Origin of the sequence: Rhizobium acidisoli (assembly GCF_002531755.2) — a bacterium.
GTDB classification, from domain to species: Bacteria; Pseudomonadota; Alphaproteobacteria; order Rhizobiales; family Rhizobiaceae; genus Rhizobium; species Rhizobium acidisoli.
Genome location: NZ_CP034998.1, coordinates 627,707 through 653,979, shown reverse-complemented (window position 1 = coordinate 653,979; position 26,273 = coordinate 627,707). Strand labels below are relative to the sequence as shown.

General features: G+C 62.4%; 24 protein-coding genes and 5 pseudogenes. 16 read left to right on the top strand and 13 right to left on the bottom strand.

Annotated elements, in window-relative coordinates; translation table 11 throughout:
• Nucleotide 1: 1 nt before the first annotated feature.
• Both coxB and CO657_RS03175 read right to left on the bottom strand, forming a co-directional pair.
• A pseudogene (gene coxB / locus CO657_RS03180) lies at nucleotides 2-885 on the bottom strand (cytochrome c oxidase subunit II).
• Entirely contained in the window at nucleotides 885-1,127 is a 243-nt protein-coding gene (locus CO657_RS03175; protein WP_128715515.1) for a hypothetical protein, read from the bottom strand. Before CO657_RS03175 ends, coxB begins: the two are co-directional and overlap by 1 nt.
• A gap of 73 nt (nucleotides 1,128-1,200) precedes the next feature.
• On the opposite strand from CO657_RS03175, the pseudogene CO657_RS03170 reads away from it, so the two are divergent.
• From CO657_RS03170 to CO657_RS03160, 3 pseudogenes are all read left to right on the top strand, one after another.
• Nucleotides 1,201-1,863: pseudogene (locus CO657_RS03170) on the top strand (invasion associated locus B family protein).
• A 316-nt stretch (nucleotides 1,864-2,179) separates the two neighbouring features.
• Nucleotides 2,180-3,588 (top strand): annotated as a pseudogene (gene tldD, locus CO657_RS03165) (metalloprotease TldD).
• A 17-nt stretch (nucleotides 3,589-3,605) separates the two neighbouring features.
• A pseudogene (locus CO657_RS03160) lies at nucleotides 3,606-4,096 on the top strand (GNAT family N-acetyltransferase).
• A gap of 16 nt (nucleotides 4,097-4,112) precedes the next feature.
• Here CO657_RS03160 and CO657_RS03155 read toward each other — a convergent pair.
• Complete coding sequence (locus CO657_RS03155; RefSeq protein ID WP_003588108.1) at nucleotides 4,113-4,430, bottom strand: nucleoside triphosphate pyrophosphohydrolase family protein; 318 nt, start codon at nucleotides 4,428-4,430, stop codon at nucleotides 4,113-4,115.
• A gap of 129 nt (nucleotides 4,431-4,559) precedes the next feature.
• Nucleotides 4,560-5,843, bottom strand: a complete 1,284-nt coding sequence (locus CO657_RS03150; protein WP_054181493.1) for a D-alanyl-D-alanine carboxypeptidase family protein — start codon at nucleotides 5,841-5,843, stop codon at nucleotides 4,560-4,562.
• A gap of 217 nt (nucleotides 5,844-6,060) precedes the next feature.
• Between CO657_RS03150 and CO657_RS03145 the strand changes: the two genes are divergently transcribed.
• Nucleotides 6,061-7,098, top strand: a complete 1,038-nt coding sequence (locus tag CO657_RS03145) for a polysaccharide deacetylase family protein (protein WP_054181492.1) — start codon at nucleotides 6,061-6,063, stop codon at nucleotides 7,096-7,098.
• Nucleotides 7,099-7,104: 6 nt separating this feature from the next.
• On the opposite strand, the gene pdxH is transcribed toward CO657_RS03145, so the two are convergent.
• On the bottom strand, nucleotides 7,105-7,725 hold the full coding sequence (pdxH, locus tag CO657_RS03140) for a pyridoxamine 5'-phosphate oxidase (protein ID WP_012556803.1): 621 nt from the start codon (nucleotides 7,723-7,725) through the stop codon (nucleotides 7,105-7,107).
• A gap of 65 nt (nucleotides 7,726-7,790) precedes the next feature.
• Here pdxH and CO657_RS03135 point away from each other — a divergent pair, with 65 nt between their 5' ends.
• The 4 genes from CO657_RS03135 to CO657_RS03120 all read left to right on the top strand — a co-directional run bounded on the left by CO657_RS03135 (nucleotide 7,791) and on the right by CO657_RS03120 (nucleotide 11,303).
• Nucleotides 7,791-8,249, top strand: coding sequence for an RT0821/Lpp0805 family surface protein (locus CO657_RS03135; RefSeq protein ID WP_003588112.1), 459 nt, complete (start codon nucleotides 7,791-7,793; stop codon nucleotides 8,247-8,249).
• A gap of 295 nt (nucleotides 8,250-8,544) precedes the next feature.
• Complete coding sequence (locus CO657_RS03130) at nucleotides 8,545-9,750, top strand: DnaJ C-terminal domain-containing protein (RefSeq protein WP_054181491.1); 1,206 nt, start codon at nucleotides 8,545-8,547, stop codon at nucleotides 9,748-9,750.
• A 122-nt stretch (nucleotides 9,751-9,872) separates the two neighbouring features.
• On the top strand, nucleotides 9,873-10,691 hold the full coding sequence (gene fabI / locus CO657_RS03125; RefSeq protein ID WP_003588115.1) for an enoyl-ACP reductase FabI: 819 nt from the start codon (nucleotides 9,873-9,875) through the stop codon (nucleotides 10,689-10,691).
• Between the two features lie 21 nt (nucleotides 10,692-10,712).
• Nucleotides 10,713-11,303, top strand: coding sequence for a histidine phosphatase family protein (locus CO657_RS03120; protein WP_054181490.1), 591 nt, complete (start codon nucleotides 10,713-10,715; stop codon nucleotides 11,301-11,303).
• A 15-nt stretch (nucleotides 11,304-11,318) separates the two neighbouring features.
• Here the strand turns inward: CO657_RS03120 and CO657_RS37190 are convergent.
• The 3 genes and pseudogenes from CO657_RS37190 to CO657_RS03105 all read right to left on the bottom strand — a co-directional run bounded on the left by CO657_RS37190 (nucleotide 11,319) and on the right by CO657_RS03105 (nucleotide 12,147).
• Nucleotides 11,319-11,512, bottom strand: a pseudogene (locus tag CO657_RS37190) (type II toxin-antitoxin system HicA family toxin).
• A 4-nt stretch (nucleotides 11,513-11,516) separates the two neighbouring features.
• A complete protein-coding gene (locus CO657_RS03110) occupies nucleotides 11,517-11,759 on the bottom strand; it encodes a DUF1902 domain-containing protein (RefSeq protein WP_012556801.1) in 243 nt (80 codons plus the stop codon).
• Between the two features lie 127 nt (nucleotides 11,760-11,886).
• Nucleotides 11,887-12,147: a DUF1344 domain-containing protein gene (locus CO657_RS03105; RefSeq protein ID WP_003569889.1), complete on the bottom strand. Its 261-nt coding sequence runs from the start codon at nucleotides 12,145-12,147 to the stop codon at nucleotides 11,887-11,889.
• A 333-nt stretch (nucleotides 12,148-12,480) separates the two neighbouring features.
• Between CO657_RS03105 and CO657_RS03100 the strand changes: the two genes are divergently transcribed.
• The 5 genes from CO657_RS03100 to ribB all read left to right on the top strand — a co-directional run bounded on the left by CO657_RS03100 (nucleotide 12,481) and on the right by ribB (nucleotide 18,711).
• Nucleotides 12,481-12,762, top strand: coding sequence for a type II toxin-antitoxin system RelB/DinJ family antitoxin (locus CO657_RS03100; protein WP_054181489.1), 282 nt, complete (start codon nucleotides 12,481-12,483; stop codon nucleotides 12,760-12,762).
• The gene (locus CO657_RS03095; protein WP_245292931.1) at nucleotides 12,713-13,087 is read left to right on the top strand and encodes a type II toxin-antitoxin system YafQ family toxin; all 375 of its coding nucleotides are present in this window, start codon (nucleotides 12,713-12,715) and stop codon (nucleotides 13,085-13,087) included. The genes CO657_RS03100 and CO657_RS03095 overlap by 50 nt, the downstream gene beginning before the upstream one ends.
• A gap of 87 nt (nucleotides 13,088-13,174) precedes the next feature.
• Nucleotides 13,175-16,348 (top strand): bifunctional diguanylate cyclase/phosphodiesterase, encoded by a 3,174-nt coding sequence (locus CO657_RS03090; RefSeq protein ID WP_054181487.1) that lies wholly within the window; start codon nucleotides 13,175-13,177, stop codon nucleotides 16,346-16,348.
• Nucleotides 16,349-16,500: 152 nt separating this feature from the next.
• The gene (aroC, locus tag CO657_RS03085) at nucleotides 16,501-17,598 is read left to right on the top strand and encodes a chorismate synthase (protein WP_054181486.1); all 1,098 of its coding nucleotides are present in this window, start codon (nucleotides 16,501-16,503) and stop codon (nucleotides 17,596-17,598) included.
• Between the two features lie 9 nt (nucleotides 17,599-17,607).
• Nucleotides 17,608-18,711, top strand: a complete 1,104-nt coding sequence (ribB, locus tag CO657_RS03080) for a 3,4-dihydroxy-2-butanone-4-phosphate synthase (protein ID WP_054181485.1) — start codon at nucleotides 17,608-17,610, stop codon at nucleotides 18,709-18,711.
• A gap of 337 nt (nucleotides 18,712-19,048) precedes the next feature.
• Here the strand turns inward: ribB and CO657_RS03075 are convergent, their stop codons facing one another.
• A complete protein-coding gene (locus CO657_RS03075) occupies nucleotides 19,049-20,239 on the bottom strand; it encodes a winged helix-turn-helix domain-containing protein (protein ID WP_054181484.1) in 1,191 nt (396 codons plus the stop codon).
• A 309-nt stretch (nucleotides 20,240-20,548) separates the two neighbouring features.
• Here CO657_RS03075 and CO657_RS03065 point away from each other — a divergent pair, with 309 nt between their 5' ends.
• Genes CO657_RS03065 through CO657_RS03055 form a run of 3 tightly spaced genes read left to right on the top strand, consistent with a single transcriptional unit; the run spans nucleotide 20,549 to nucleotide 22,419 of the window.
• A complete protein-coding gene (locus CO657_RS03065; RefSeq protein ID WP_054181483.1) occupies nucleotides 20,549-21,223 on the top strand; it encodes an energy-coupling factor ABC transporter ATP-binding protein in 675 nt (224 codons plus the stop codon).
• Nucleotides 21,223-21,831 carry an energy-coupling factor transporter transmembrane component T family protein gene (locus CO657_RS03060; protein ID WP_003588127.1) on the top strand — a complete coding sequence of 203 codons (609 nt, stop codon included), beginning with the start codon at nucleotides 21,223-21,225 and terminating at the stop codon, nucleotides 21,829-21,831. Before CO657_RS03065 ends, CO657_RS03060 begins: the two co-directional genes overlap by 1 nt.
• A 24-nt stretch (nucleotides 21,832-21,855) precedes the next feature.
• The gene (locus CO657_RS03055) at nucleotides 21,856-22,419 is read left to right on the top strand and encodes a biotin transporter BioY (RefSeq protein ID WP_003588128.1); all 564 of its coding nucleotides are present in this window, start codon (nucleotides 21,856-21,858) and stop codon (nucleotides 22,417-22,419) included.
• 62 nt (nucleotides 22,420-22,481) lie between these two features.
• Here CO657_RS03055 and CO657_RS03050 read toward each other — a convergent pair whose 3' ends face one another.
• The 4 genes from CO657_RS03050 to otnK form a co-directional block, all read right to left on the bottom strand.
• Complete coding sequence (locus CO657_RS03050; RefSeq protein ID WP_054181482.1) at nucleotides 22,482-22,898, bottom strand: cupin domain-containing protein; 417 nt, start codon at nucleotides 22,896-22,898, stop codon at nucleotides 22,482-22,484.
• A complete protein-coding gene (locus CO657_RS03045; RefSeq protein WP_054181915.1) occupies nucleotides 22,895-24,310 on the bottom strand; it encodes an NAD-dependent succinate-semialdehyde dehydrogenase in 1,416 nt (471 codons plus the stop codon). The genes CO657_RS03050 and CO657_RS03045 overlap by 4 nt, the downstream gene beginning before the upstream one ends.
• A gap of 72 nt (nucleotides 24,311-24,382) precedes the next feature.
• Nucleotides 24,383-24,856, bottom strand: a complete 474-nt coding sequence (rraA, locus tag CO657_RS03040) for a ribonuclease E activity regulator RraA (protein WP_054181481.1) — start codon at nucleotides 24,854-24,856, stop codon at nucleotides 24,383-24,385.
• A gap of 127 nt (nucleotides 24,857-24,983) precedes the next feature.
• Nucleotides 24,984-26,255, bottom strand: a complete 1,272-nt coding sequence (otnK, locus tag CO657_RS03035) for a 3-oxo-tetronate kinase (RefSeq protein ID WP_054181480.1) — start codon at nucleotides 26,253-26,255, stop codon at nucleotides 24,984-24,986.
• Nucleotides 26,256-26,273 lie beyond the last annotated feature (18 nt).

Genomic DNA, 26,273 nt, shown 5'->3' with positions numbered 1-26,273 from the left:
ATTACTGTGCTTCGGCGACGTCGAGGGTCTTTGCGGGACCATCGGTTGCGGCCATGAGTGTCTTGTAGGCGCCGGGCAGGTCGCTGGCGGCTGTGGTCAGCCACTGCTTGTACTTGTCCTCGGAGACGACGCGGATGGCGATCGGCATGAACGCATGGTCCTTGCCGCAGAGCTCGGAACACTGGCCATAGAACAGGCCTTCGCGCTCGGCCCGGAACCAGGTCTCGTTCAGGCGGCCCGGCACGGCATCGATCTTGACGCCGAAGGACGGCATGGCGAAAGCGTGGATGACGTCGGTCGGGGCCGAGGTGACGAGAACGCGCACCGTCTTGTTGACAGGCAAGACCAGCTCATTGTCGACGGCCAGAAGTCTCGGATAGATCGACTTGTCTTCCTTGCCGGCGGCAGGGCGGTCCTGATCCTTCAACAGGTAGCTGTCGAAAGCCAGCGGGCTGTCGCCCGAACCTTCATATTCGTAGTTCCACTGCCACTGGGTGGCGGTCGCCTTGATCGTCACGTCGGGGTTTTCAGGCAGCGTCAGCTGCGCCGTCAGCAGGTTGAACGAAGGAATGGCGAGAAGAAGCAGCACCAGGACCGGCCCACGGTCCAGGCAATCTCGATCAGCGTGTTGTGGCTCGTCTTCGAAGGTACCGGATTGGCGCTGGCGCGGAATTTGACGCAGACGACAATGAGCAGCACCAGAACGAAGAGCGTGATCGGAACGATAAACCACAGGGTATATTGTTCGAACCAATGGATTTCCCGCATGATCGGCGTTGCCGCCGGCTGCAGCGTTGCCTGCCACGGCAGCGGCTGGTCGGCATATGTGCCGGAAGCAAAAAGCAGACAGACCAGCGTGGTCAGGGCTGCATAAGCCTTCTTCATCACCTTATTATCTCCCTCGAGCGCTTGACCTGCAAAATAGAACGCAGAATCCTTGCCATCTTCAGCGCTTCAAACCACAGTTTGGCATTTGCCGCAACAGGCCAGAGCAATTGTCTATGCGGCATTTTTGCTGAAAGCATAGGCAGGCCGGAAGGGCAAAACATCCCAAGTTTTTCATCAGCATATGAAAAATCGGCTTTCCGGCCAATCCGCGCGCCGCACATTCTTGCCGAAAGGTCCAATTTCCGCCGCAGTCCCCGGTTTTCACGGGGTGGGGCTTTTCATTTTTGGTGGGCAGCTTCAACAATAGCCGCAATGATTCGATATCCAGAGGTTTCCATGGGTTTCCGTTCCCTCGCGCAGTCGCTTCTCGTGACTGCCAGCATCGCGGCCGCGGCGACGACGCCCGTTTTCGCACAGCAGCAACCGACGCCGGCGCCCGCCAAGCCGCCGGCTGCGGCCCTGCCCTGCTCCCGCTACAACGCCGCAGCAGCCGAGCACGGCCAATCCGAATATCCAGGTAACACCCGGCCAGACTCAGCCGCAGGCGCCGGGCACGGTGAAGTCCAATCATGGCGCATGGTCCGTCGTCTGTGACAAGCCGGCCGGTGCTGCGACCGAACAATGCGCGCTGATGCAGAACGTCATCGCCGAGGATCGGCCGGAGGTCGGGCTTTCCGTCGTCGTCCTGAAGACGGCCGACCGCAAGTCGAAGATTCTGCGCGTGCTCGCACCGCTCGGCGTGCTGCTGCCGAACGGCCTCGGCCTCAATGTCGACGGCAAGGATATCGGCCGCGCCTATTTCGTCCGCTGCTTCGCCGATGGCTGTTATGCCGAAGTCGTGCTCGAAGACGAGCTGCTGAAGACCTTCCGCAGCGGCGCCCAGGCCACCTTCATCGTCTTCCAGACCCCGAAGAAGGCATCGGCATTCCTGTTGATCTCAAGGGTTTCGCCGAAGGTTTTGACGCGCTGCCTTGAGGGCATGCGAGCGTGGCGCGGCGCGGGTCCGCCCCTCATCCGCCTGCCGGCACCTTCTCCCCGCTTGCGGGGCGAAGGGGATGTGCGGCAACCTCTCTGTCCCTCGCAGAGGCCTCTCGTATGGCACGTCCCTCGCCCGTTTACGGGGAGAGGGTTAGGGTGAGGGGCAGCCATCCGCACGAACGGGACTGCGTCGCACAACGCCAAGATAACCTCTCCCACAAAGAATAATTCGAAGTCAGGGCTTCACTCTTTGTCGGTTGGAGCCCTATCTAAGGCGTAAGCGCATTCCGACGCATGCCATTGGAGCCATACCATGACCACCGATCTCCTGACGCTATTCGATGCCGATGAAGCCACGATGCGTGGTCTGGTTGCCGAGGCGCTCGCCGGCGCCGATGATGGCGAGCTGTTCATCGAGCATGCGCAGGCCGAAGCGCTGACCTTCGACAATGGCCGGCTGAAGGGCGGCAGCTTCAACACCGAGCAGGGATTCGGCCTGCGTGCCGTCGCTGGCGAAGCGGTGGGCTACGCCATGCCGGCGATCTCTCGGTGGCGGCGCTGAAGCGGGCGGCGGATGCGGTGGGCGCCGTGACGCGCGGCTATTCCGGCTCTTATGCGGCCGCCCGCAAGGCACCAACAAGAAATTCTACGGCGACCAGAACCCGATCGGCAGCCGAGCTTCGAGGAGAAGGTCAAGGTCCTGCAGGATATCGACGCCTATCTCAGGGCAAGAACGACAAGGTGCGGCAGGTGACGGCCTCGGTCGCGGCGAGCTGGCAGGTGGTCGACATCCTGCGCGCCGACGGGCATCGCGTGCGCGACATCAGGCCGATGACCCGCATCAACATCTCCGTCATGGTCGGCGAAGGCGACCGGCAGGAAAGCGGCTCCTACGGCAGCGGCGGGCGCATCGGCTTCGGCGATTTCATCGCAGAAGGCAGCTGGCAATACGGCGCCGACGAGGCGCTGCGCCAGGCGCTCGTCAACCTTGAAGCAATCGATGCGCCGGCGGGCACGATGGATGTCGTTCTCGGTTCCGGCTGGCCGGGCGTGATGCTGCACGAAGCCGTCGGCCACGGCTGGAAGGCGATTTCAACCGCAAGAAGACGTCGGCCTTTGCCGGCCTGCTCGGCCAGATGGTCGCCGCCCCGGCGTCACCGTCGTCGACGACGGCACGATCGACAATCGCCGCGGCTCGATTACCATCGACGACGAGGGCACGCCTTCCGGCTACAATGTGCTGATCGAGGACGGCAAGCTCGTCGGCTATATGCAGGATCGGCAGAATGCCCGGCTGATGGGCATGCAGCCCACCGGCAACGGCCGCCGCCAGGGTTATGCCCATGTGCCGATGCCGCGCATGACCAACACCTATATGCTCGGCGGCGACAAGACGCCGACGAAATCATCGCCTCGGTGAAGAAGGGCATCTATGCCGTTTCGTTCGGCGGCGGCCAGGTGGATATCACCTCCGGCAAGTTCGTCTTCGGCTGCACCGAGGCTTATCTGATCGAGAACGGCAAGGTCGGCGCGCCGATCAAGGGCGCGATGCTGATCGGCAACGGCCCGGATGCGATGAAGCGAGTGTCGATGATCGGCAACGACATGAAGCTCGATACCGGCATCGGCAATTGCGGCAAGGGCGGCCAATGGGTTCCGGTCGGCGTCGGCCAGCCGCATCTGCGCATCGATCAGATCACCGTCGGCGGCACCCAGACCTGAGGCGAAAGGAGCCTGTCATGGCAGAGGTCGAGATCAGGCGTTTCGCGGAAGGCGACGCCGATGACGTGCTGTCGGTGATCCTGCCGATCCAGCGCGAAGAATTCGGCATCGATATCACCGCCGATGCTCAGCCGGATTTGAGGGTCATCCCGGATTTCTATCAGTCCGGCAAGGGAGAGTTCTGGGTCGCCGTCAAGGATGGCGCCATCGTCGGCACGCTTGGTTTGAAGGATATCGGCAATCATCAGGCTGCCCTGCGAAAGATGTTCGTCGCCGCTAAGGTTCGCGGCCGCGAGCACGGCGTGGCGGCGCTTCTCCTCGACCGCATGTTCGCCCATGCCAGGGATGCCGGCCTCACCGATATCTTCCTCGGCACGACCGACAAATTCGTCGCCGCCCATCGCTTCTACGAGAAGAACGGCTTTACCGAGATCGCCAAAAGCGCCCTGCCCGCGCCTTCCCGCTGATGGCGGTGGACACCAAGTTCTATCGGCATAAGGTCGGCTGATGGCCACCGGCATGCTTCAGCTCTTCGGCGCTTCCGCCGGCTGAAACAGCCATTTGCGTTCGATCGCCGCGGCCAGATCGATGTCGTTGCTGCGGGCAAACAGCAGGAGATGTCCGAGAAGGTCGGCGGTCTCGTCGGCCAGATCGCGCTGCATCTCCTCGGGCGAGCGGCCTTTCGCACGGCCGCGGCCGGTCAGCCGGTTCCAGGCCTGCGTCAGCTCGCCCATTTCCTCCTGCAGCTTCAACAGAAACCAGTCGGCATCGCGTTCGATGCCATTGGCGGCGACATGGGCGGCGGATGAGATTTCGAACTGGTCGGCAAGACGACGCAACATCGGCGTTCTCCTTTTGTTTATGGAAGAGACGCTGATTCCCGATGCTTGTCCAGAGTCGATTGTCTTACAGCGCCGCGCGTTTGTTCAAACGCGCAAAGGACGCTGTAACACTTTGAATTCCTGCGGCGATCAGCTGTGGTCCGGCAGCAGCATGCAGTCGTAGGAGCGCTGCTTCAGCGCATCGCAGGCGGAAACGGCTGCGTCCTTGCTGGCGAAGCCGACGAAGCGGGCGCGGTAGATCTTGTTGGCGCCCTTGCCGACCGCCTCGGTATAGGGCGAGGCGGAAACCAGCGGCGCGCCGCCTTCAGACTTTGCCTGGGCGAGAAGCGCGCGCGCGGCATCGGCGCTCGGGGCGGCCGAGATCTGTATCTGCCAGTCGCCATCGGTCTTTTCCGCCGACATTTTCGGCGCCTTGCCGGCGTTCAGGATTTCGTCCATTGCGACCGGACGCTCCAGCGGCACGACGGCGTCATCGGCATAGGCCAGGCTCTTTGCTGCGAGATCGTCGGCCGGGCGCGGTGCGCTGAGCGGCACCGGAACATCGGAATCGTCGGCGGCGGAGGCAACTTCTACAGGCTCCCTGGCGCCGACGCTCGCCACCAGCTTGGCGCCGCCGGAAGAAGAGGCACGGCCGAGATAACGGTCGAGCAGACCGGCCATCTTGTCGTCGCGGCTGCGGGCGGTGCGGCCGCCGAGCACGACGCCGACGACGCGGCGGTTGCCGTCCCGAACAGCGCTGACGAGATTGAAGCCGGAGGCGTTGGTATAACCGGTCTTGATGCCGTCCATGCCCTGGTAGCGGTACATCAGATTGTTGTGGCCGCGCACGGTGCGGCCGCGGAAATTGAAGCTTGCCACCGAAAACAGCCGGTATTCGTTCGGATAATTCTTCATCAGCGCGATGGCGAGCGTCGACATATCGCGCGCCGTGGTGACCTGGCGGCCGTCCGGCAGGCCGGACGCGTTGACGAAGACAGTGCGGCTCATGCCGAGCTGGCGGGCCTTGGCCGTCATCATCCGGGCAAAACCGCTTTCCGAGCCGCCGAGCTTCTCGCCCATGGCGGAGGCGGCATCATTGGCGGATTTGATGATCATGCCATAGACCGCCTCGCGCACGGTGATCGTGCCGCCAGCCTTGACGCCGAGCTTGGTCGGCGGCCGGGAAGCGGCGTATTTCGACATCTTGATCGGCGTATCCCAGGCGATCTTGCCGCGCTTCAAAGCTTCGAAGGTGAGGTAGAGCGTCATCATCTTCGTCAACGAGGCCGGATGGTTCAGCGTATCGGCGTTTTCGGCGGCGAGAACCTTGCCGGTGCGGGCATCGAGGACCAATGAAGCGCTGCCGGCCAGAGCCGCAAGAGGCGCCGAAACGGCCAGCGTTACGGTCAAAACAGCCGCCAGAAGCGTTCTCATGCAGTTCCCCTTGATGCGTCGACGCTCGATAGGATCGGCGTTGTGCCGTAACGTGACAGAAGCGACAAGTTTGGCGCGACTTTGAGGCAACTCCTACCATTTTTCTAGTCTTTTCATCGCCTTGGTTAACAGGAAATGAAAGGAGCCGTGCGAAATCGGGATTCAGCAAGGCTTAAGCCGCGCTTGCTAGTTTCCGGCAAAAAGCAACGGACGGCGCATGACGGGACAATTGAAGCGACTGGCAAAACGCGCGGCGATCGGCGCCGGGCTCGAGCTTTCCTGGCTGATTGCCGCCGCCGGGCTGATGCGCCAGGCGCGCGGACGCGGCGTCGTCTTCACGCTGCATCATGTCCGCCCGCACGTGCCGCAGGCGTTCGAGCCGAATGCGCATCTCGAAATCACCCCCGGCTTTCTCGATACGGCACTGCGGCGGCTGAAGCGGGAGGGCTATCGTTTCGTGCCGCTCGATCAGGTGCCGGCGCTGCTGGCCGAGCCCGAGGGCGGAAAGCCGTTTGCCGCCTTCACGCTCGACGACGGCTACATCAACAATCTGGAGCACGCACTGCCGGTGTTCGAACAGCATCGGGCGCCGTTCACGGTCTTCGTCGCCAAGGGTTTTGCCGAGGGCTCGCACAGCATCTGGTGGGAGACGCTCGCTGTCCTCCTGCGCCGGTCAGGCGAACTTCGCTTCAATTTCGGCCGTGGCAGCGAGCGGCTGGCACTCGACGATCCGCAGCAGCAATGGGATGCCTTCGACCGATTCGCCGCCTTTATCCACCGGTCCGACGAGGCGCGCGCCGTCGCCGCGATCGACATGCTGGCGCGGGAAAACGGCATCGAGCCGACCGATATCACCCGCGCGCTGGTGATGGAGCCCGGCCAGTTGCAGCGGCTGGCGAACCATCCGCTCGCCACGCTCGGCGCTCATACGATCAGTCATCGGGCGCTGGCCCGCCTGCCGGAAGCCGAAGCGCGGATAGAAATGCAGGTTTCGGCCGACTACGTCGAGGCGATAACAGGAAACCGTCCCAAGACGATCGCCTATCCCTACGGCACGCCGGAGGCTGCGACCAGCCGCGAGGCGGCGATTGCCAGAAATCTCGGCTTTGAGCTTGCGGTCACCACCCAGCCAGGGCTGCCGGCGGCAGCGCAAACCGGCTATCTCTCGCGCATTTCGCTCAACGGTTTTTACCAGAAGCGACGCTACGTCTCCGCCCTTGCCTCCGGCATTCCGCTGAAGCTGATGGGCAAATAGGGCAGTTTACGGATACATCCTGACCTTGTCCCATGCGCCTTCCGGCAACGGCCGGCGAAATTCGATGCGGTCATGCAGGCGGAAGTTCTGGTCCTTCCAGAATTCGATCGAGGTCGGCCGGATGCGGAAGCCCGACCAATGGGCAGGGCGCGGAATTTCGCCGATGGCATAACGGGCGGTATATTCAGCCACGGCTTTCTCAAGCGCGAAACGGCTTTCGAGCGGGCGAGATTGCTTCGAGGCCCAGGCGCCGATCCGGCTGCCGCGGGCCCGCGTCTTAAAATAGGCGTCGGCCTCGGCATCGGTGACGATCTCGACCGGGCCGCGCAGCCTTACCTGGCGGCGCAGGCTTTTCCAGTGAAAGCACATGGCCGCCTTTTTCTGGCCCAGAATTTCACGGCCTTTCTGGCTCTCGAAATTGGTGTAGAAGACGAAACCGTTGTCGTCGAATCCCTTCAGGAGAACCATGCGGACATTGGGAAGACCATCCTCATCGACCGTTGCCAGCGCTACGGCGTTCGGGTCGTTGGGTTCGGAAGCCTCCGCTTCGCCAAGCCATTCGGCAAAGAGCTTGAAGGGTTCGCCACTTTCGGTAAAGTCACCGCTTGTTAACTCGTTTGCCGACATATTGGTTCAAATGCCCCGGATTATTCAAAACTCGCCCAGCTTTTGATAACTGGACAGGATGCAGGGTGGAAGTCATAGCAAAGTCATATCGCCATACAAAGGGCCTGCGGCGTCGCAGCAGCACGTTCTTCGTCATCGGCGCCGCAATGCTTTCGCTTTCCGGCTGCCTGGCAGGCGGCATGGATTTTCTCAGCGAAGCCAAGGTCGACCGGTCGGTGGCAACCGGCACCGTGCCGCAGACGCCGCCGAGCACCGATACGCTGTCGGACGAGATGACCGTGCGCAATGCCGTAACCTCGGCCGATGTGCAAAGGCTCGAGGGCCAACCGCTTCCCTGGGCGAATGCATCGACGGGCAGCGCCGGCGTCATCGATACGATCGTCGAGAACAATGAGTCGGGCCAGGTCTGCCGCCAATTCCGCACGACGCGGCATTCCTATGTCGGCATCGCCAAATTCTACGGCAAGACCTGCCTCGTCGGCGGCGGCAACTGGCAGCTCTTGAGCTTCCAGCCGGAAAGTTAATTTCCGGCGGGAAAGATGATCCGGGGAACGAGCCGATCCGGCTCGCCGACAGGTTAACGCCCGACGCCTTTCAGCCGAATGCTTAGCAAAGAGCTAACCATTCGGCGCAAAACACTCCACATCTCTCCATAGAAATAAGAAGTGATTAGCAACTCCGACGCACGATCAGCGTTGAGAGTGGTTGTCCCTGCCTATGCGGCGGGATGGCGCGAATTGTTATTGGGTTTTTGATTTCGGAATTTCGGGATGCCGGGCAAGGACGTGGCTTCCCGCATCGCAACACCGGCGGTTTAACATGCGCGATCCTTATAAAATTCTGGGCGTCAAGCGCGACGCGGCAGCGGACGAGATCAAGGCGGCCTGGCGCAACATGGCCAAGTCAGCCCATCCCGACCACAATCAGGGTGACCCGACGGCAACGGCCCGGTTCGCCGAGATCGGCCGCGCCTATGAAACGCTGAAGGACCCGCGCAAACGCAGCCTGTTCGACAATGCCGTGCGGATGGCGGAAGCCAAGAAGAACGAACAGACGATCATGCAGCAGCGCCAGGCCGCGCGTGAGGCCGCCGTGCGCGCCAAGGCGGCGCAGGCCAATGCCGAGCGGGTGATGGAAGAGCTTGCGCGCGCCGCCCAGAAGGCCGCCGCCGACGGCTCCAGACAACAGGCAGGATCGGCCGAGCCCGCCGACGAGATGGTCGATCGCATTTTCGGCGCCCAGGCCCGCGCTGCGGCCGGCGGCCAGGCGCAGGCTCGCGCGCAACAGGCGCAATACCAGCAGGCCCAGAGCCAGCAGACACAGAATCAACAGGCCCAGAACCAACAGGCGAGCGAGGCCGGCAGGCGCGTGGATGGCGACGCCGCCGAGGCCGATACCAGGAACGACGAGGAGGCCGGCGAGGCTGGGCCGAATGCCGGCGCCAACCTGCCGCTGCCGCTCAGTATCCTGACATCCCTGGTGCGCCGTTTCACCGGCGCCAAGGATACCGGCCTGGAAAAAGCACCGGACGAGGTGGCGACGGCGACGGTAACGATCGACGACGTGCTGAAGAGCGGCTGGATCACCGCGTCACTGCCGGAGGGCCGCGAGATCGGCTTCGCATTGCCGGCCGGCACAAGGGATGGTCACGAGCTGCGGCTCAAGGGACAGGGCTTCAAGCTGCCGGGCATGCAGCGCGGCGATGCCGTCATCAACATCCGCATTGCGCCCGATCCGCGCTTCACGGTCGACGGTTTCGATCTGCATGCGGTGCTGCCGCTCAGCATCGAAAATGCCGTTCTCGGCACCGAGGCGCGCATCGAGGGACCGAGCGGGCCGCTCACCGTCACGGTTCCCGCATGGTCGGGCTCGGACAAGACGATCAATATCCCCGGCCAGGGATTGCCCCGCGAAGAGGGCGGCAGAGGCGATCTCGTCGTCGAATTGCGCATTATCCTGTGGGAAAAGCCCGACGATAAAGTCACCGATCTCATGCGGAGCATGCGCGAAGGCCTGTTCCTGTGAAATATTTATGACTTTCGCACCCTTTGTTACGAAACCTAACAGTTGATGATCCAGGCCAAGCTTGAACCGATTAGCGGCCTATGCCATAGGCAGGATCAATCAGAATTCCTAGGGAGCGAAATATGGCTCAAGCATCCGGCCTCATGGCAGGCAAACGCGGCGTCATCATGGGTGTCGCCAACAATCGCTCGATTGCGTGGGGTATTGCCAAGGCCATTCATGCGCAGGGCGGAGAAGTTGCGCTCACCTACCAGGGCGATGCGCTGAAGAAGCGCGTCGAGCCGCTCGCCGCCGAAATCGGCGCGACGCTGGTCGGCCACTGTGACGTTGCCGACGAAGCCACCATCGACGAGGTTTTCGGAAACGTCGAAAAGCTCTGGGGCAAGATCGATTTCCTCGTGCATGCGATCGGCTTCTCCGACAAGGACGAGCTGACCGGCCGCTACGTCGACACCTCGGCCGACAATTTCGCCAAGACGATGCAGATCTCCGTCTATTCCTTCACCTCGGTCGCACGCCGCGCCGAGAAGCTGATGACGGATGGCGGCGCCATGCTGACGCTGACCTATTACGGCGCCGAAAAGGTGATGCCGAACTATAACGTCATGGGTGTCGCCAAGGCCGCGCTCGAAGCGAGCGTCAAGTATCTGGCCGTCGACCTCGGACCGCAGAACATCCGCGTCAACGCCGTCTCGGCCGGCCCGATCAAGACGCTTGCAGCCTCCGGCATCGGCGATTTCCGCTATATTCTGAAGTGGAACGAATACAACGCGCCGCTGCGCCGCACCGTCACCATCGAGGAAGTCGGCGATGTCGGCCTCTATCTGCTGTCCGACCTCTCGCGCTCCGTCACCGGCGAAGTGCACCATGCCGACAGCGGCTATCATGTCATCGGCATGAAGGCGGTCGACGCCCCTGACATTTCGGTCGTCAAGGACTGAAGCATTCCCGGAGCAGAGACCGTGCTTATCTACGTGATCAGACACGGCCAGACCGACTGGAATGCCGAGCGCCGCCTGCAGGGCCAGAAGGACATCCCGATGAACGCCACGGGCCTGGAACAGGCCCGGCAGAACGGGGTGGCGCTTGGCGAAATTCTCGGCGACACGGTCGATGAATTCGATTTCGTCGCAAGCCCGCTGCAGCGCACGCGCGCGACCATGGAAATCGTGCGCGGCGCCATGGGCCTGCCGCCGCTTGCCTATCGCACCGATCCGAGGCTGGTCGAGATCTCCTTCGGCGACTGGGAGGGCTCGACGCTCAAGGAGCTGAAGGCGACGCAGCGCGAGCGGGTGGCCGAACGCAACGCCTCGAAATGGGATTTCATCCCGCCGGGCGACGATGCGGAAAGCTACGAGATTCTCTCCTGGCGCACCGGCTCATGGCTGCAATCCGTCGATCGTCCCACCGTCTGCGTCACCCATGGCGGCGTCATCCGCACACTGTTCCAGATGATCGCCGACCTGCCGAAGAGCAGCGCTGCCGACGGCGGGATCCCGCAGGACCAGATTGTCAGGATCGATACGACTGAGCGGACGATCGTCTGGCTGTAGGGCGTCGCACCTGAATCAAAATGCTTTCGGAAGTCCGGCCTGTTTCAGCGTCTCATCGGCCGTATGGCGCGATTTTACCCCATGATCGACCGTGAAATGGCGGTTGGAAATCGGCTATATCAGATTTCGTGATCACCCTTTCCCGGCCGCACATATCCGCAGCCAGCTTTCAACAGCAGCTCTTTGAGTTCACGTAGATAGCCGGCCATGTGCTCAGTAGGTCGGATTGGGAATGCGAACGAGCTGTTCGGCCATAATATGGATAGGAATTTCCGGCAGGCTCGAAGTAAAACCGTTCAGCTCGAAAAGATCGGTTATAGCTGCGACAACCTTAGGCTCAAGAGCTTCGAGGGTGTCTGCCTCGATCGCCAACCCTTCGATATCGTTGCTGCTGGCAACCCAAACGCCAGCCTCCTCATCCCAATCCGCGCGCACTATGATCGAGGCGTGCTTCATACGATCATTCTCCATAGCGGACACGATTGTCCCACACCGTTGCGTTTGCTCTGCGCCGACGGGTCATAGTGTATATATGTAGCTGAATGAAGATGAATTTTATAGCCGATCTAGACGTTCAGGCTTCCTACTTGACGATATCGAGATCGTTGATGACGCGCTTGCCGTCTACCTCGGTGTAGAAGACGATGACCTTCACGCCGGCTTCGAGGCCGTCGAAATTGAATTCCTCGGGCGCCTGATAGGTTTTGCCGTCATCGAGCGTCAGCACCAGATTGGCGGTGTCGACCTTCTTGATCGTCGCCTCGACATCGGCGCTCTCGGCAAAACCGCTCATCGGCGACAGAAAACTTGCTGTTGCCAAAAGCGTGGCGACGACGAAACGCATGGCGACAATCCTTTTCAGACGCTGCACGAGAACATGACTGGCCACACATAGCCTCCTGAATATGGCGAAAATTGCCCGTAAGAATGGCTTTTCCCGCCTAATTGATGAATAGGATTTTAAATATAATCAAGACATAGCGTTAACCGCTGCTTTTGCGGTCTACCAACGATTTCTCCGCATTGGACAGAATGATTTCAGATGGGTCACCCTAAAATCAGACAATTAACACCTGTAAGACAAGTAACGGTTCGATTTCTTGAGGAAGCATATCCCGCCGCTTGAAAATGTTGCTCAGTTGGGCTACATACTCGTCCACTCGACAAGGAGGCAAAGATGGCTGCAAACGCATATGTGCGCGCCCGCATTGACCCTTCGGTGAAGGATGGCGCCGCGTTGGTACTCGACAGTCTCGGTTTGACGACCTCGGATATCATCCGCATCGTTTTAACCAGGATTGCCCGGGATAAAGCTCTTCCGGTGGAGTTGACTCGCCCGAACGCCGAAACAATCGCTGCGATGGAGGAAGCAAGAGCCATCAAGGCGGGTCGCGGCGAGCATTTTAATAGTGCTGAAGAGCTGTTCGAGTCACTTGAGAGAAACAAGATTGCCAAGTGACAAGAAACAAGCGAAGTCCGCCTCCAGCAAGCGGGCTTCGCTGCCGCGGCAATCAAGCCATACCAGGCAACTCCAAAAAGATTGGGAGCGTCTTTCGAGGTCTGGCCGATATGACATGGTCGCACTGAAGAGAGTCATCGGCTTGATCGTCGATAACGATGGTCCTCTACCGGCCGAACTTAAGGACCACGAGCTGACGGGTGACTGGAAAGATCATCGAGAATGTCATATCGGCGGGGATTTTCTCCTTATCTACACGGTAGATGAAAAAAAGAATCTGGTTGTGTTCGTGGCTGCCGGTACACATGCCGAACTCTTTGAATGAAGCATCATTCCGTCAACAGCATCGCCTGCGGGCAATCGTAAATTAACCCCCGCCCCCTACAGTTGCCCGGACGATGGGGGTTTCATTTTGTTATCCAGGCTGAGCGACAACAAGCAGTTGCGGCGCGTGTTGAAGAATACCCGCGTCTCGTTTCTGGTTTCATCGCTTGTCGCCCTTGTCGTCATCATGGTCGGCTTCGGCCTCGATCGGGCCAATACTCAATCTTATGAGCGCGAACTTCATATCCGCACCGAAAGCGAGGCAAACCTCATCCGCGCCCGGGTGATGGCCGAGATCAATATGGACCTCAGCATGGTCCGCGACCTTGCCAATCTGATCTCCGTCAGCGCCGCAAACGGAGAGGAGATGGAGCGGCAGATCAACTGGCTGCTGATCCAGAATCCGTCCTTCATTCACATCGCCGTCGCACCGGATTTCATTATCGACAACGTCTATCCCAGGCTACCCGGCAATGAGGAGATCGGTCGCGACGTGCGAGCAACGCTGTTTTCACGCCAGGCCATGACGCCGGCGGCCGGCGATCAGTCGGCGCGCTTCTATGGCCCTGTCAGCACCGACGGCCGGGACGGCTTTGCAATATTCTTCCCGGTTTTCGTCAAGGAGAACGGCCAACGGCGGCTGTGGGGGGCGGTCGAACTCATCATCGACCAGCAGATGTTCTACGAGGCGACCGGGCTCATGCCGGCGCGCGACCGCGAGAACCGGGAACGTTTTCCGCATCTCAACCATCTATCGATCGCCCTCCGGGATATCGGCTCACCGGCGAGGGCCGCGACAGCCGCGCCGTTCTTCGGGTCCTCCGAGATCGACGACAAGAATCCGATGCGCCAGAAGATCGGCTTTGCCGGCGGCAAGTGGGAACTCTCCGTCGTTCCGAACAGCGGCTGGGACGCGATACCGGAGAACCGCACCGAGCTGCGCCTGATCGTCCTTGCCGCCGGCTGCATCATCATCATCCCGATCTTCTTCGCGACCCTTCTGCTCGGCGAGCGCAATCGCAATATCACCGAGCTGGAAACGCGCGAGGCGAAACTCAAGGAACTGTCGCAGCGGCTCGATCTGGCGCTGGAATCCTCGAATATCGGCATCTGGGAGCTGGAAGATCATTCGAGCAGCCTGCTCTGGGATGCACGTGCGGCGGCCCTGCACGGCAAGCCGGCGCAGGAAGGAAGCCGGGCGCTCGACGAATGGCTGGCGGCGATCCTGCCCGAGGACCGCGAGATCGCCGAAGTGCATTTCTTCAGCTGCAGCATCGCCGGCGCCGCCTGCACGGCGCAGTACCGCATCGTGCGGGCCGATGGCGGCATCCGCCATCTCCGCTCGGTCGGCGCCTTTTATACCGATGCCGGCGGCGTCAGCAGGACGATCGGCATCGTCTGGGACGTGACCGCCGATGCGGAGACGACCGATACGCTGCGCAAGGCGAAAGACATGAGCGAGGTCAAGAATGCCGAGCTGGAGCTGGCGCTTGAAGAGCTTTCCAGCCGCGAGGGACAACTCGCCGAGCTATCGAGCCGGCTCGACCTGGCGCTCAATTCCTATCAATGCGGCATCTGGGAAGCGCGGCCCGACCGGGGCGGCTCGATCTGGAACGAGCGCATGCACGAACTCTATGGGCTTGCGCCGCGCAACGGCTTCATGACCGAAGAGACCTGGCTTGGCTGCATCCACCCCGAGGACCGGGGGCTGGCGCTGGAAAGCGCGCGCCACTTCAAGAAGAACGGCGATACCCACACCCTCGTCTGCCGGGTGATCGTCGATGGCGGCGCAGTGCGCTACGTCCGCTCGGTCGGCAAGGTCCACCAGACGGGAACCGGCGAGATGAAGATCATGGGCATCGCCTTCGATGCCACCGAAGACGTGCTGATGACGATCCGGCTGAAAGCCGCCAAGGACGAAGCGGTCGCCAAGAATATCGAGCTCGAGCTTGCCAAGAACAGGATCGAGCACAATTCGCTGCACGACCCGCTGACCGCCCTCGCCAATCGCCGCAAGCTCGATATCGCGCTCGAAGAGCTGACGAATGACGGCCGCCGGCACCGGCAGAAATTCTCGATCCTGCACATCGACCTCGACCGCTTCAAGGACATCAACGACACGCTTGGCCATGCCGCCGGCGATGCCATGCTGGTGCACGCCTCGAAGGTGCTCGCCAAGAATGTGCGCGGCAGCGATATCGTCGCGCGCATCGGCGGCGACGAATTCGTCATCCTCGCCCTGGATGTCGGCGACACGGAGATGGCGCAGCTTTCGGCGCGGATCATCGAGGAGATGCGCCAGCCGATCGATTTCCAGGGTTTTTCCTGCCGCTGCGGCGTCTCGATCGGCGTGGCGCTTGCCAACGGCATTCACGTCGATGCGCGCAAGGTCCTGATCAATGCCGATATCGCGCTCTACCGCGCCAAGAGCACGGGCCGCAATCGCTTCGAATTCTTCAATCACAATCTCCAGGCCGACATCGTCAACACCAAGCGCACGGCCGATGAGATCCTCGCCGGCATCGACAATGGCGAGTTCACCGCCTGGTACCAGCCGCAATTCTCAGCCCGGACGATGGAGCTGACCGGTGTGGAGGCGCTGGTGCGCTGGAAACATCCGTCCAAGGGGTGGCTTGCGCCCGACAAGTTCCTGCGCATCGCCGACGAGATCAATGTCGTGCAGATGCTCGACCGGATCGTGCTGGAAACGGCGCTGCGCGACAAGATGCGCTGGACGGCGCAAGGCATTGCCGTGCCCAAGGTCTCGGTCAATGTTTCGGCGCGGCGGCTGCATGACGGCAGCCTGCTGGAATCGCTCGCCGACCTGCATATCCGCCCCGGCGAGCTTTCCTTCGAACTGGTGGAATCGATCTTCCTCGACGAGAGCGAGGACGTCGTCTCGCACAATCTCGAGCACATCAAGGCGCTCGGCATCGATATCGAGATCGACGATTTCGGCACCGGCCATACCTCGATCGTCAGCCTGTTGAAGCTGAAGCCCAAGCGGCTGAAGATCGATCGTCAGCTGGTGCAGCCGATCGTCGGCGCCACGCAGGAGCGGGCGCTGGTCCGCTCGATCATCGACATCGCCCGCTCGCTCGGCGTCGAGACGGTGGCCGAAGGGGTAGAGACGGCGGCCCATGCCGAACTGCTGCGCGATCTCGGCTGCGATATCCTGCAGGGCTATGCCTTCTCGCGGCCGCTCTCCTTCGATGATTTCACCACCGAAGCCACCGGAACGGGATGGCGGCTGGCATCCTGACCGCCTTCCGTTGATATGGACGGAAACAGCATTTCCGCCACCGCCGGTTTGACGCAAAGAAAGGCTTTTGCCTCGACGGTTTTTTGGCCTATGAGTGTCGCGCCTTTTCAAGCAATGGCGCAACCGGCTTTGGCGCGCCACCGTGGGAACACATGTCGCACAATACATTCGGTCACCTCTTCCGCGTAACCACCTGGGGCGAAAGCCATGGTCCGGCGCTCGGCTGCGTCGTCGACGGCTGCCCTCCGGGACTGCGCTTCAAGCTCGAGGACCTGCAGGTCTGGCTCGACAAGCGCAAGCCCGGGCAATCCCGCTTCGTAACGCAGCGGCGCGAGGACGACCTGGTGAAGGTGCTCTCCGGCGTCATGCTCGACGCCGACGGCGAGACGATGACGACGACAGGCACGCCGATCTCGATGCTGATCGAAAACACCGATCAGCGCTCCAAGGATTACGGCGAGATCGCCCGGCAATTCCGCCCCGGCCATGCCGATTTTACCTATGACCTCAAATACGGCATTCGCGATTATCGCGGCGGCGGCCGCTCCTCGGCGCGCGAGACAGCAGCAAGGGTCGCCGCCGGCGGCATCGCCCGTCTCGTGGTGCCCGGCGTGGCGGTGCGCGGCGCCCTGGTGCAGATCGGCAAGCACAAGATCGACCGCCGCAACTGGGACTGGGATCAGGTCGGCCAGAATCCGTTCTTCTCCCCCGATGCGGCGATCGTTCCGGTGTGGGAGGAATATCTCGACGGCATCCGCAAGGCGGGCTCCTCGATCGGCGCCGTCGTCGAAGTGATCGCCGAAGGCGTGCCGGCCGGCCTTGGCGCGCCTATCTATTCCAAGCTCGACCAGGATATCGCCTCGCTGCTGATGTCGATCAACGCCGTCAAGGGTGTGGAGATCGGCAATGGTTTTGCCGCCGCCGAAACCTCAGGCGAAGACAATGCCGACGAGATGCGCATGGGCAATGACGGCGTGCCGATCTTTCTTTCCAACAATGCCGGCGGTATTCTTGGCGGGATCTCGACTGGACAGCCGGTGGTGGCGCGTTTCGCCGTCAAGCCGACCTCGTCGATCCTGACCGAGCGCCAGTCGATCGATGCCGACGGCAAGAATGTCGATGTCCGCACCAAGGGCCGGCACGACCCCTGCGTCGGCATCCGCGCCGTGCCGATCGGCGAGGCGATGGTCGCCTGCGCCATCGCCGACCATTATCTTCGCGACCGCGGCCAGACCGGCCGCCTGAAATAGGAGTGTCCCATGTCGTATGATCAGAAGCGCGTCGTCGACGCCATCCGGGCCTTCGAGGCCGGCGAGATCGTCGTCGTCATGGACGACAACGATCGCGAGAACGAGGGCGACTTGATCGTCGCCGCCGTCCATACCACGCCGGAGAAGATGGCCTTCATCGTCCGCCACACATCCGGCATCGTCTGCGCGCCGATGCCGAAGGAGGAGGCCAAGCGCCTCAACCTCAACGCCATGGTGGCGGAAAACGATTCGGCCCACACGACGGCCTTCACCGTCTCCGTCGATTTCAAGCACGGCACGACGACCGGCATCTCCGCCGACGACCGGACGCTGACGGTGCGCAACCTCGCCAATCCGAACGTCGGCGCCGCCGATTTCGTCCGTCCCGGCCATATCTTTCCGCTTGTCTCGCGCGAAGGCGGCGTGCTGATGCGCTCCGGCCATACGGAAGCCGCCGTCGACCTCTGCAAGCTCGCCGGCCTGCCGCCGATCGGCGTCATCTCCGAACTCGTCAATGACGACGGCACCGTCACGCGCGGTCCGCAGGTGGTCGATTTCGCCGAGAAGCACGGGCTGAAGCTCGTCTCCGTTGCCGATCTCATCGCCTATCGCCAGCGCAAGGAAACGCTGGTCGAGCACGGCACGAGCTTCGACATCGACACCCCGTTCGGCAAGGCCAAGGCTCATACCTATTCCCTGCCCTGGGACCCGATGCAGCATCTCGCCGTCGTCTTCGGCGACATCCGCGACGGCGTCGACATCCCGGTGCGTCTGCATCCGGAGAGTGTCGCCGAGGATCTGTTCGGCAAGAACAGCCCGGTCGATTTCTACATGCAGAAGATTTCCGAGGAAGGCCGCGGCGTCATCGTCTATCTGCGCGAGGGCTCGGTCGGCGTCGGCCATTACGACAACGGCCGCAAGGCCCGCAACCAGGGCCGCGAAGCCCATGCCGAAGCCCAGACCCGCGACAGCGAATGGCTGGAAATCGGCCTCGGCGCCCAGATCCTCAAGGACCTCGGCGTCAGCTCGATCAAGCTGCTGACCAGCCGCGAACGCCACTATGTCGGCCTGGAAGGTTTTGGCATCAAGATCAGCAAGACGGAGATCTGCTGAGGGTTTCTCCTCCCTCATCACGATCAATTCAGGCCGTGACCGACTGCCTGATTTCGCTAGCGGATGGCGGCTGATACGGGCATCTGCGGTGTGAATGTGTCTCCTGCCCACCCCACTCTCCGTCATGCTCGGCCTTGAGCCGAGCATCCAGGCCGCACCCACCGGTAGTCGTGGCATGGATCCCAGGCTCGAGGCCTGGGATGACGGCGAGTGTGGTTGGCGTTGTTGCCAAACTCACCGTCGGCGCACAGAGACGCACCGCAGCTGGTGCTTCATTCGGCCGGCACTTATCACGGCCTCCCTTGTGAGGGCGCGGTGACGGGCAGAGGATAATTCGTCATCCTCTCCACCCCTCCAGCAACACAACCTTCTCCACCCCCGCAAACCGCGCCACCCGGTCCAATTCCGCCTCCAGCTTCTCCAGCCGCCCCGCCGAAGGTTTCACACCGGGTTCCAGCCAGAGCCGCCTGACATCGAGCGTCGATTTCTTCCGATCCGCCTTCATGTCGATGCGGCCGATCAGCCTATCGCCTTCGAGCAGCGGGAAGACGTAATAGCCATATTCGCGCTTCGGCTCGGGTACGAAGACTTCGATGCGGTAGAAGAAGCCGAATAGACGTTCGGTGCGGTTACGGTCGCGGATCATCGGGTCGAAGGGGCTGAGCACGCGGATGCGCGGCGGCGCGGCGGGGTAGCTGTCGAGCGTCGAGAGAAAATCGGCAAAGGCCCAGGAGGGGCGCGGCTTGGCCCCGAGCGCCGGTTCGATCAGCACTTCGATCAGCTCGTCGCGATGAGCGGCGACCCAGGCCTTGGCCTCGTCAGGCGAGACGAGGCTCCAGAAGGCCGATATCTCGCCATGGGTGGCAAAGCCGAGGCGGCTGAGCGCGCTGCGGCAGGCCCAGTCGATAAATTCCTCGCGGCTCACCTCCGGCTCGCGGAATTCGGCCGGGATGACGCGCTCGGTGAGATCATAGATCTTCTGGAAGTTCGAACGGCCGGCGATGGCGAACTTGCCGGTGTGCCAGAAATATTCGAGCGCCGTCTTGTTCGGATGCCAGTTCCACCAGCCGCCGGAAACGTGGCCGTCGGCCTTGATGTCGCGCGCCAGGATCGCGCCGTCGCGCTCGACGCGCTCATAGGTCTCCTCGAAGGCCGCCTCGAAGCCCTCGCCGCGCCATTTGCGCCAGCGCTCGACGATCACCTTCTCCTGATGGCGGAACTTGTGCTTCCAATAGACGAAGAAGGCGCTCGGCAAGATCGAGGCGTCGTGCGTCCAGTGCTCGAACAGCGCGCCGTCCTTTTCGAGCAGCGCCGTCAGGTGCTCGCGCCGATAGGTCTGGTTGCGGGAAAACAGGATCTGATGGTGCGCCCGCTCGACCGTCTGGATGCTGTCCACCTGGACGAAACCCAGCTCGCCGATCAGCTGCAGCAGGCCCTCCTTGGTCAAAGCGCGGTTCGGCGGGGCGCTGAGCCCCTGCTTGGCGAGGAAGACCCGGCGGGCGTCGGAATTGGAGAGCAGATTCGTCATGGATGCATCATAACGCGGAAAATCTTCCTAGCCACCCGATATCGCTATCGGATGTCGACAGCGAGGTTTGCTCTTTGTAGAAGCACTGCTATCAGGTCGGCGCCAGTGGCTGCCCCTCACCCTAACCCTCTCCCCGCTCGCGGGGAGAGGAGACGTGCCATGCGAGACGTTGGCGAGGGATGGAGAGGTCGCGGCATATCCCTTCTCCCCGCAAGCGGGGAGAAGGTGGCGGCAGCCGGATGAGGGCTGGTCTTCGCAGATCTGCCCATTGAAGGCGCTTTCCAGCGTCGCAGGATGCGAGGGACTGGCTTGGATATAGAATTCGAAGGTGCCGGGGTCAGTTTCGGGGCGCGGGTGGCGCTACAGCCGCTGACGCTTAGCATCAGCGGCAAACGCATCGGCGTCATCGGGCTGAACGGCTCGGGCAAGACCACTTTCGCGCGGCTGATCAACGGGCTGACCAAGCCGACGGTCGGGCGGGTCACCGTCAACGGCCGCGACACGGCCGACGAGAGGACGGCGGCAGCCGATGTCGGCTTCATCTTTCAGTCGCCAGAGAACCAGATCATCATGCCGATCGTCCGGGACGACATCGCCTTCGGGCTGAAGCGGCGCGGCTTCACCAAGGCGGAGATCGAGGCGAAGGTCGAGGGCGTGCTGGCCCGTTTCGGCGCCGAGGCGCTGGCCGGCCGCCGGGCGCACGAGCTTTCCGGCGGCGAGCTGCAGGTGGCAGCCCTCTGCTCGGTGCTGGCGACGGGGCCTGGCATTCTCATCCTCGACGAACCCACCAACCAACTCGATCTCAAGAACCGGGCGCTGGTCGAAGGAATTATCGCCGGGCTTGCCGAAAGCGCCATCGTCATCACCCATGATCTGGAGCTGATCGCCGGTTTCGAGCGGGTGCTGCTGTTTCATGAAGGGCGGCTTGCCGCGGATGCGCCGGCGACGGAGGCGATCGCCCGCTACAGGGAGATCGTCCTCTGATGCAGTCGCTCTATGTCGAAGGCAACAGCGTAATGCATCGGCTTTCGCCGCGGGTGAAACTGCTGTCGCTTGCGATCTTCAGCATCCTGCTGTTCATCACCGGCAATCTCGTGCTGCTGTCTCTCGCCGTGCTGGCGGCGGCGATCCTCTACAGCATGGTCGGCCTGCCGCTCGGCGCCGCGCTGCGGCGGCTGCGGCCGATCTTCCTGACGATCGCCGTCGTCGCGCTCTTCAACCTGCTCTTCAATCCCTGGCAGCAGGCGCTCGTGCCGCCGTTGCGGCTGACGGCGCTGATGCTGCTCGCCGCCGCCGTGACCGCGACCACGTCGATCACCGCCTTCATCGACGAAGTGACGGCACTTGCCCGCCCGCTGGAGCGCACCGGCCGGGTTCGGGCCGACGATATCGGCCTGGCGTTGGGGCTGGTCCTGCGTTTCGTGCCTGAAATCGTTGACCGTTACCAGGCGATCCGCGAGGCACACAGGGCGCGTGGGCTGAAGGTCCGGCCGGCGAGCCTGCTTGCGCCGCTGATCATCCTGACGCTCAAGGATGCGGATAATATCGCCGCAGCGATTGACGCGCGTGGCATTCGGCGGCATGGAAGTTAACCAATTTTAACCACGGAATTCATGATGAGCACCCGCGACCTCGTTCTCACCGCCCTCTTTGCCGCAATCATCGTGGCGCTCGGCCTGCTGCCGCCGATCCCGCTCGGCTTCATTCCGGTGCCGATCACCGCGCAATCGCTCGGCGTCATGATGGCCGGCGTCGTGCTCGGCGCCCGGCGCGGCGCCGTTGCCGTGCTGATCGTGCTCCTGCTCGTCGCCATCGGCTTGCCGGTGCTTTCCGGCGGCCGCGGCGGGCTTGCCATCTTCGCCTCGCCGACGGCCGGCTTCCTCATCGGCTGGATCTTTGCCGCCTTCGTCACCGGTTATCTCAGCGAGCGGCTGATCAACGACCGGCAGTCCGGCCTGGTACAGACGGTGAGCTTCTTCCTCACCGCCATGGTCGGCGGCATCGTCGTGCTCTACGCCTTCGGCATCACCTATCTCGCGACGGTCGCCGGTCTCGGCTTCCCGAAAGCCTTCGTCGGCTCGATGGCTTTCGTTCCCGGCGATGTGATCAAGGCCTTCGTCGCCGCCCTCCTCGGCCGCGCCGTCATGGTCGGCTATCCCCTGCTGCCGGCCCGCGCCTAAAGCATAAACGATTTCGGGCGGACGCTACGCGACCGCCCGAACGATCGCGGCGGCGCCGACGATCATAATCTCGCCCCCGGCTGATGGTGTTCCGCATCGATCGCCCGCTCCTCACCTGTGGCGATCATGGTGCGCGTCGCATCGATCGAGGCATAGATCCAGAAGATCCGCATGGGCTCGGTTTTCGACGCGTTGATGAAGCGGTGGGGAATGTTCGCCGGAATCCAGGTCGTGTCGTTGGGTCCGAGGTGATGTTGGACACCATCGATCTCGGCGATCGCCTGTCCGTCGAGGATCATCACGCTCTCTTCGCAATTGTGCTTGTGAAGCCCTATCGCCGCACCCGGATCGAAGGCGGTAATGCCGTTGATCATGCTGGTTGAGCCGCATTTTCGTGTCACCAGCGGCGTGGTGCGCGCCCCGTTTCCACGGTCATTGGAGCTGATGTCCTTCGGGCGCAGGATTGCCGGCTGTGTCATTGCGCACCTGCCTTTTCCGAGATTTTCTTGGCGGGCTCAGCCGCCACGGCCGGTCCGATCCAGACAGTCTTGATGTTGACGAATTCGCGGATCCCATAGACCCCGAGTTCCCGGCCGTAGCCGGAGCGTTTGATGCCGCCGAAGGGATAGCGGGGATCGGAGGCGACCATGCCGTTGATGAAGACTGCGCCCGCATCGATTTCACGCGCCAGCTGTCGGGCGCGCTCGATGTTCCTGCTCCAGATCGCGGAGCCGAGGCCGTATTCCGTCTGGTTCGCCAGACGAACCGCTTCCACCGCGTCTTTCACGCGGATAATGGCCGCGACCGGCCCGAAAGTTTCTTCTGAGAATGCCGCCATGTCGGGACGCACGTGATCGAGCACCGTCGGCGCGTAGTAGAAGCCGGCTCGGTCGAGCGGTTTGCCGCCTGCCATCAGCCTGGCGCCTGCCGCGACCGTCTTTTCGACCTGGGCATGAAGACCGGTCATCAGGTTCTCGCGCGCCATCGGGCCGATATTCGTGTCGCGCGCCATGGGATCGCCGATCTTCAGCGCGGCGACCTTGGCACAAAAAAGTTCGACGAAGCGGTCGGCAATGCTTTCTTCGACAATGAAGCGCTTGGCGTTGACGCAGGACTGGCCGACATTGATGTAGCGGGCTTTCACCGCCACGGTGGCCGCCTCCTCGAGGTCGGCGTCGGCAAGCACGATGAACGGATCGGAGCCGCCGAGTTCCAGCACCTGTTTCTTCAGCGCCTTGCCGGCCTGCGATGCGACGATCGCCCCCACCTCGGTCGACCCGGTCAGCGTTACCGCCGCGATGCGGTCGTCGGCAATGATTGCGGCCACTTTCGACGGTTCGATCAGCAGCGTGGCGAACAGGCCCTCCGGGCAGCCCGCCTCTCGCATGATCTCTTCGATTGCCAGCGCGCATTCGGGAACGTTGTTGGCATGCTTCAGAATGGCGCCGTTGCCGGCCGCGAATGCCGGCGCTGCAAAACGGAAGAACTGCCAGAAAGGATAGTTCCACGGCATGATCGCGAGCACGACGCCGAGCGGGTCGAAGACAACGGCGCTTTGCGAGGCATTCGACACCAGAGCCTCATCGGCCAGATAATCCGCCGCGTGCTCGGCGTAAAAATCGCAGTTATAGGCGCATTTTTCGATCTCGGCCTCTGCCTCCACGATAGGCTTGCCCATCTCCCGCGTGACCATTTCGGCGTAGCGACTCTTGCCGGCGCGCAGGGCTTTGGCGATGTTGCGAAGAAGGTGGACGCGCTCCCCGACCGGCCGTTTCCGCCATATCTTCTGCGCATTTGCGGCCGCCGCCAGGGCCGTCTCGACATAGGCGTCATCGTGAAGGTCGTAGGCGGCGAGCCTGTCGCCGGTTGCGGGGTTTGTCGTGACGATCATGTTGGCCTCCTGCATTCTTCTTGATGCCGCCGGATGTTTCTTCAGACCGGGCTCGGCAGTGGCGGTCGCCCATCAACGCAGGTCGCGGCTGCTCGTCAACACACCGTCCGCATCGACATAGACGAAAGCGCCGGGGGTGAAGGTCACGCCGCCGAACTGGATGGGAATGCCGGTTTTGCCCGCACCGTCCTTGACGGATTTCTTCGGCGAGACCGACACGCAGAACACGCCGACATCCATGCCGTTAATCTCGGCGCTATCGCGCACCGCGCCGTTGATGATGATGCCTGCCCAACCATTATCTCTGAGGATCATGGCAATCTGGTCGCCCAGAAGAGCCACTCGGCTCGAACCGCCGCCGTCGACGATCATCACCTGGCCTTCGCCCGGCTTCTGCAGCTCGGATTTGAGAAGGGCATTGTCTTCAAAGCATTTCACGGTGGCGATCGGGCCGGCGAAGGACGTCCGCTTGCCGAGCTTCAGGAAAGGCAGGTTGCAGAAATGGACATCGTCTCCATGCGCATCGACCAGGTCCGCGGTTTTCATCGAGATTCTCCTTGAATAGGCCCCAATAGGTCTTTCAGTTCTTCAACGCTGGCGGCCGCGAGCATCCGCTTCCGCACATCCGTGCGCAGCAGGCGGATGATGCGCCCGCGTAACTGTCTTTCGGCACTCATCGTCCTGAAAGCCTCTCCAGCGCCTTGCTGAAGAAATCCGGCGCGCCGAAATTGCCTGATTTGAGCGCAAGCGCCACTGGCGCATCGCCGTTGGAGATGAGAACCGGGACGCCGGGATCGATCTCGGGCCCGATCGTCAGCGCCCCGAGATCGAGCGCCGAAACGACGGCGCCGGATGTCTCCCCGCCGGCAACGACAAGCCGCCGGATGCCGGCGCCGATCAGGGCCTGGGCGGTGTCGGCAAAGAGCCTGTCGAGTGCCTCGGCGACCTTCTCCCGGCCAAAGCGGGCCTGGATAGCCTGGACCTCGTCAGGGCTGCCGGAGGAATAGACCAACGGCGCCCTTCCCCGATTGGCGAGGAGAAAGGAGGTCAGATCCGACATCGCAACCTTGCCGCCCATCACCCCGGCCACGTCGATCGCCAGGATCGGATGGTTGCGTCCGTGAATCTCCACCTGTTCCCGTGTGGCGCCGGAGCAGCTGCCGGCCAGGATCGCCTCCGGCCCGTCGACAGCTGGCGAACCGGTGTCTGTGCCGCGCGCAAGCCCACGCTCCACGAAGTTCGCGGCAAGACCAAGGGCGATGCCGGAGCCGCCAGTGACAAGGCGATGCGCCGCCGCCGCACGGCCAATGGCGACGAGATCGCTATCCGTGATCGCATCGACGATGACGAGCACACGCTCTTCTTCGGCATTCCTGCGCAAGGCTGCCTCGATCGCTTGGGATCCCTTGCGAACGGCGGCGATATCGACATGTCCGACATCCGAATTGGTCTGCAGCCGCAGCCAACGGCGGAGATCGGCATCGCTCATCGGATTGAGCGGATGGTTTTGCAGGCCGGACTCGCTGAGCAGCCGGTCCTTGACGAAGAGGTGCCCCTGATAGACCGTCCGCCCCGCTTCCGGAAAGGCTGGGCAGGCGACGACGCCCTTGACGCCCAGGGCCTCGGCGAGCGCTTCCCCCACCGGGCCGATATTGCCGGCCGGCGTCGAATCGAAGGTCGAGCAATATTTGAAGACGATCTGTTCGCAGCCTTGATCGAGCAGCCATTGCAGCGCGTCGAGCGATTGTCTGACGGCGATCGCCGCATCGACCGATCGGCTCTTCAGCGAAATCACACCGGCCTCGACATCGCCGGCAGCCGCTTTAGGCGGGATGCCGAGATATTGCACGGTGCGAAGGCCGCCCTGCCCCGGCAGGCCTTTCGCGATCGTGTTGGCGATGTCCCCGGCCCCGGTAAAATCGTCGGCAATAACCCCGAGCAGCATTTTTCCATTCTCTCTTTT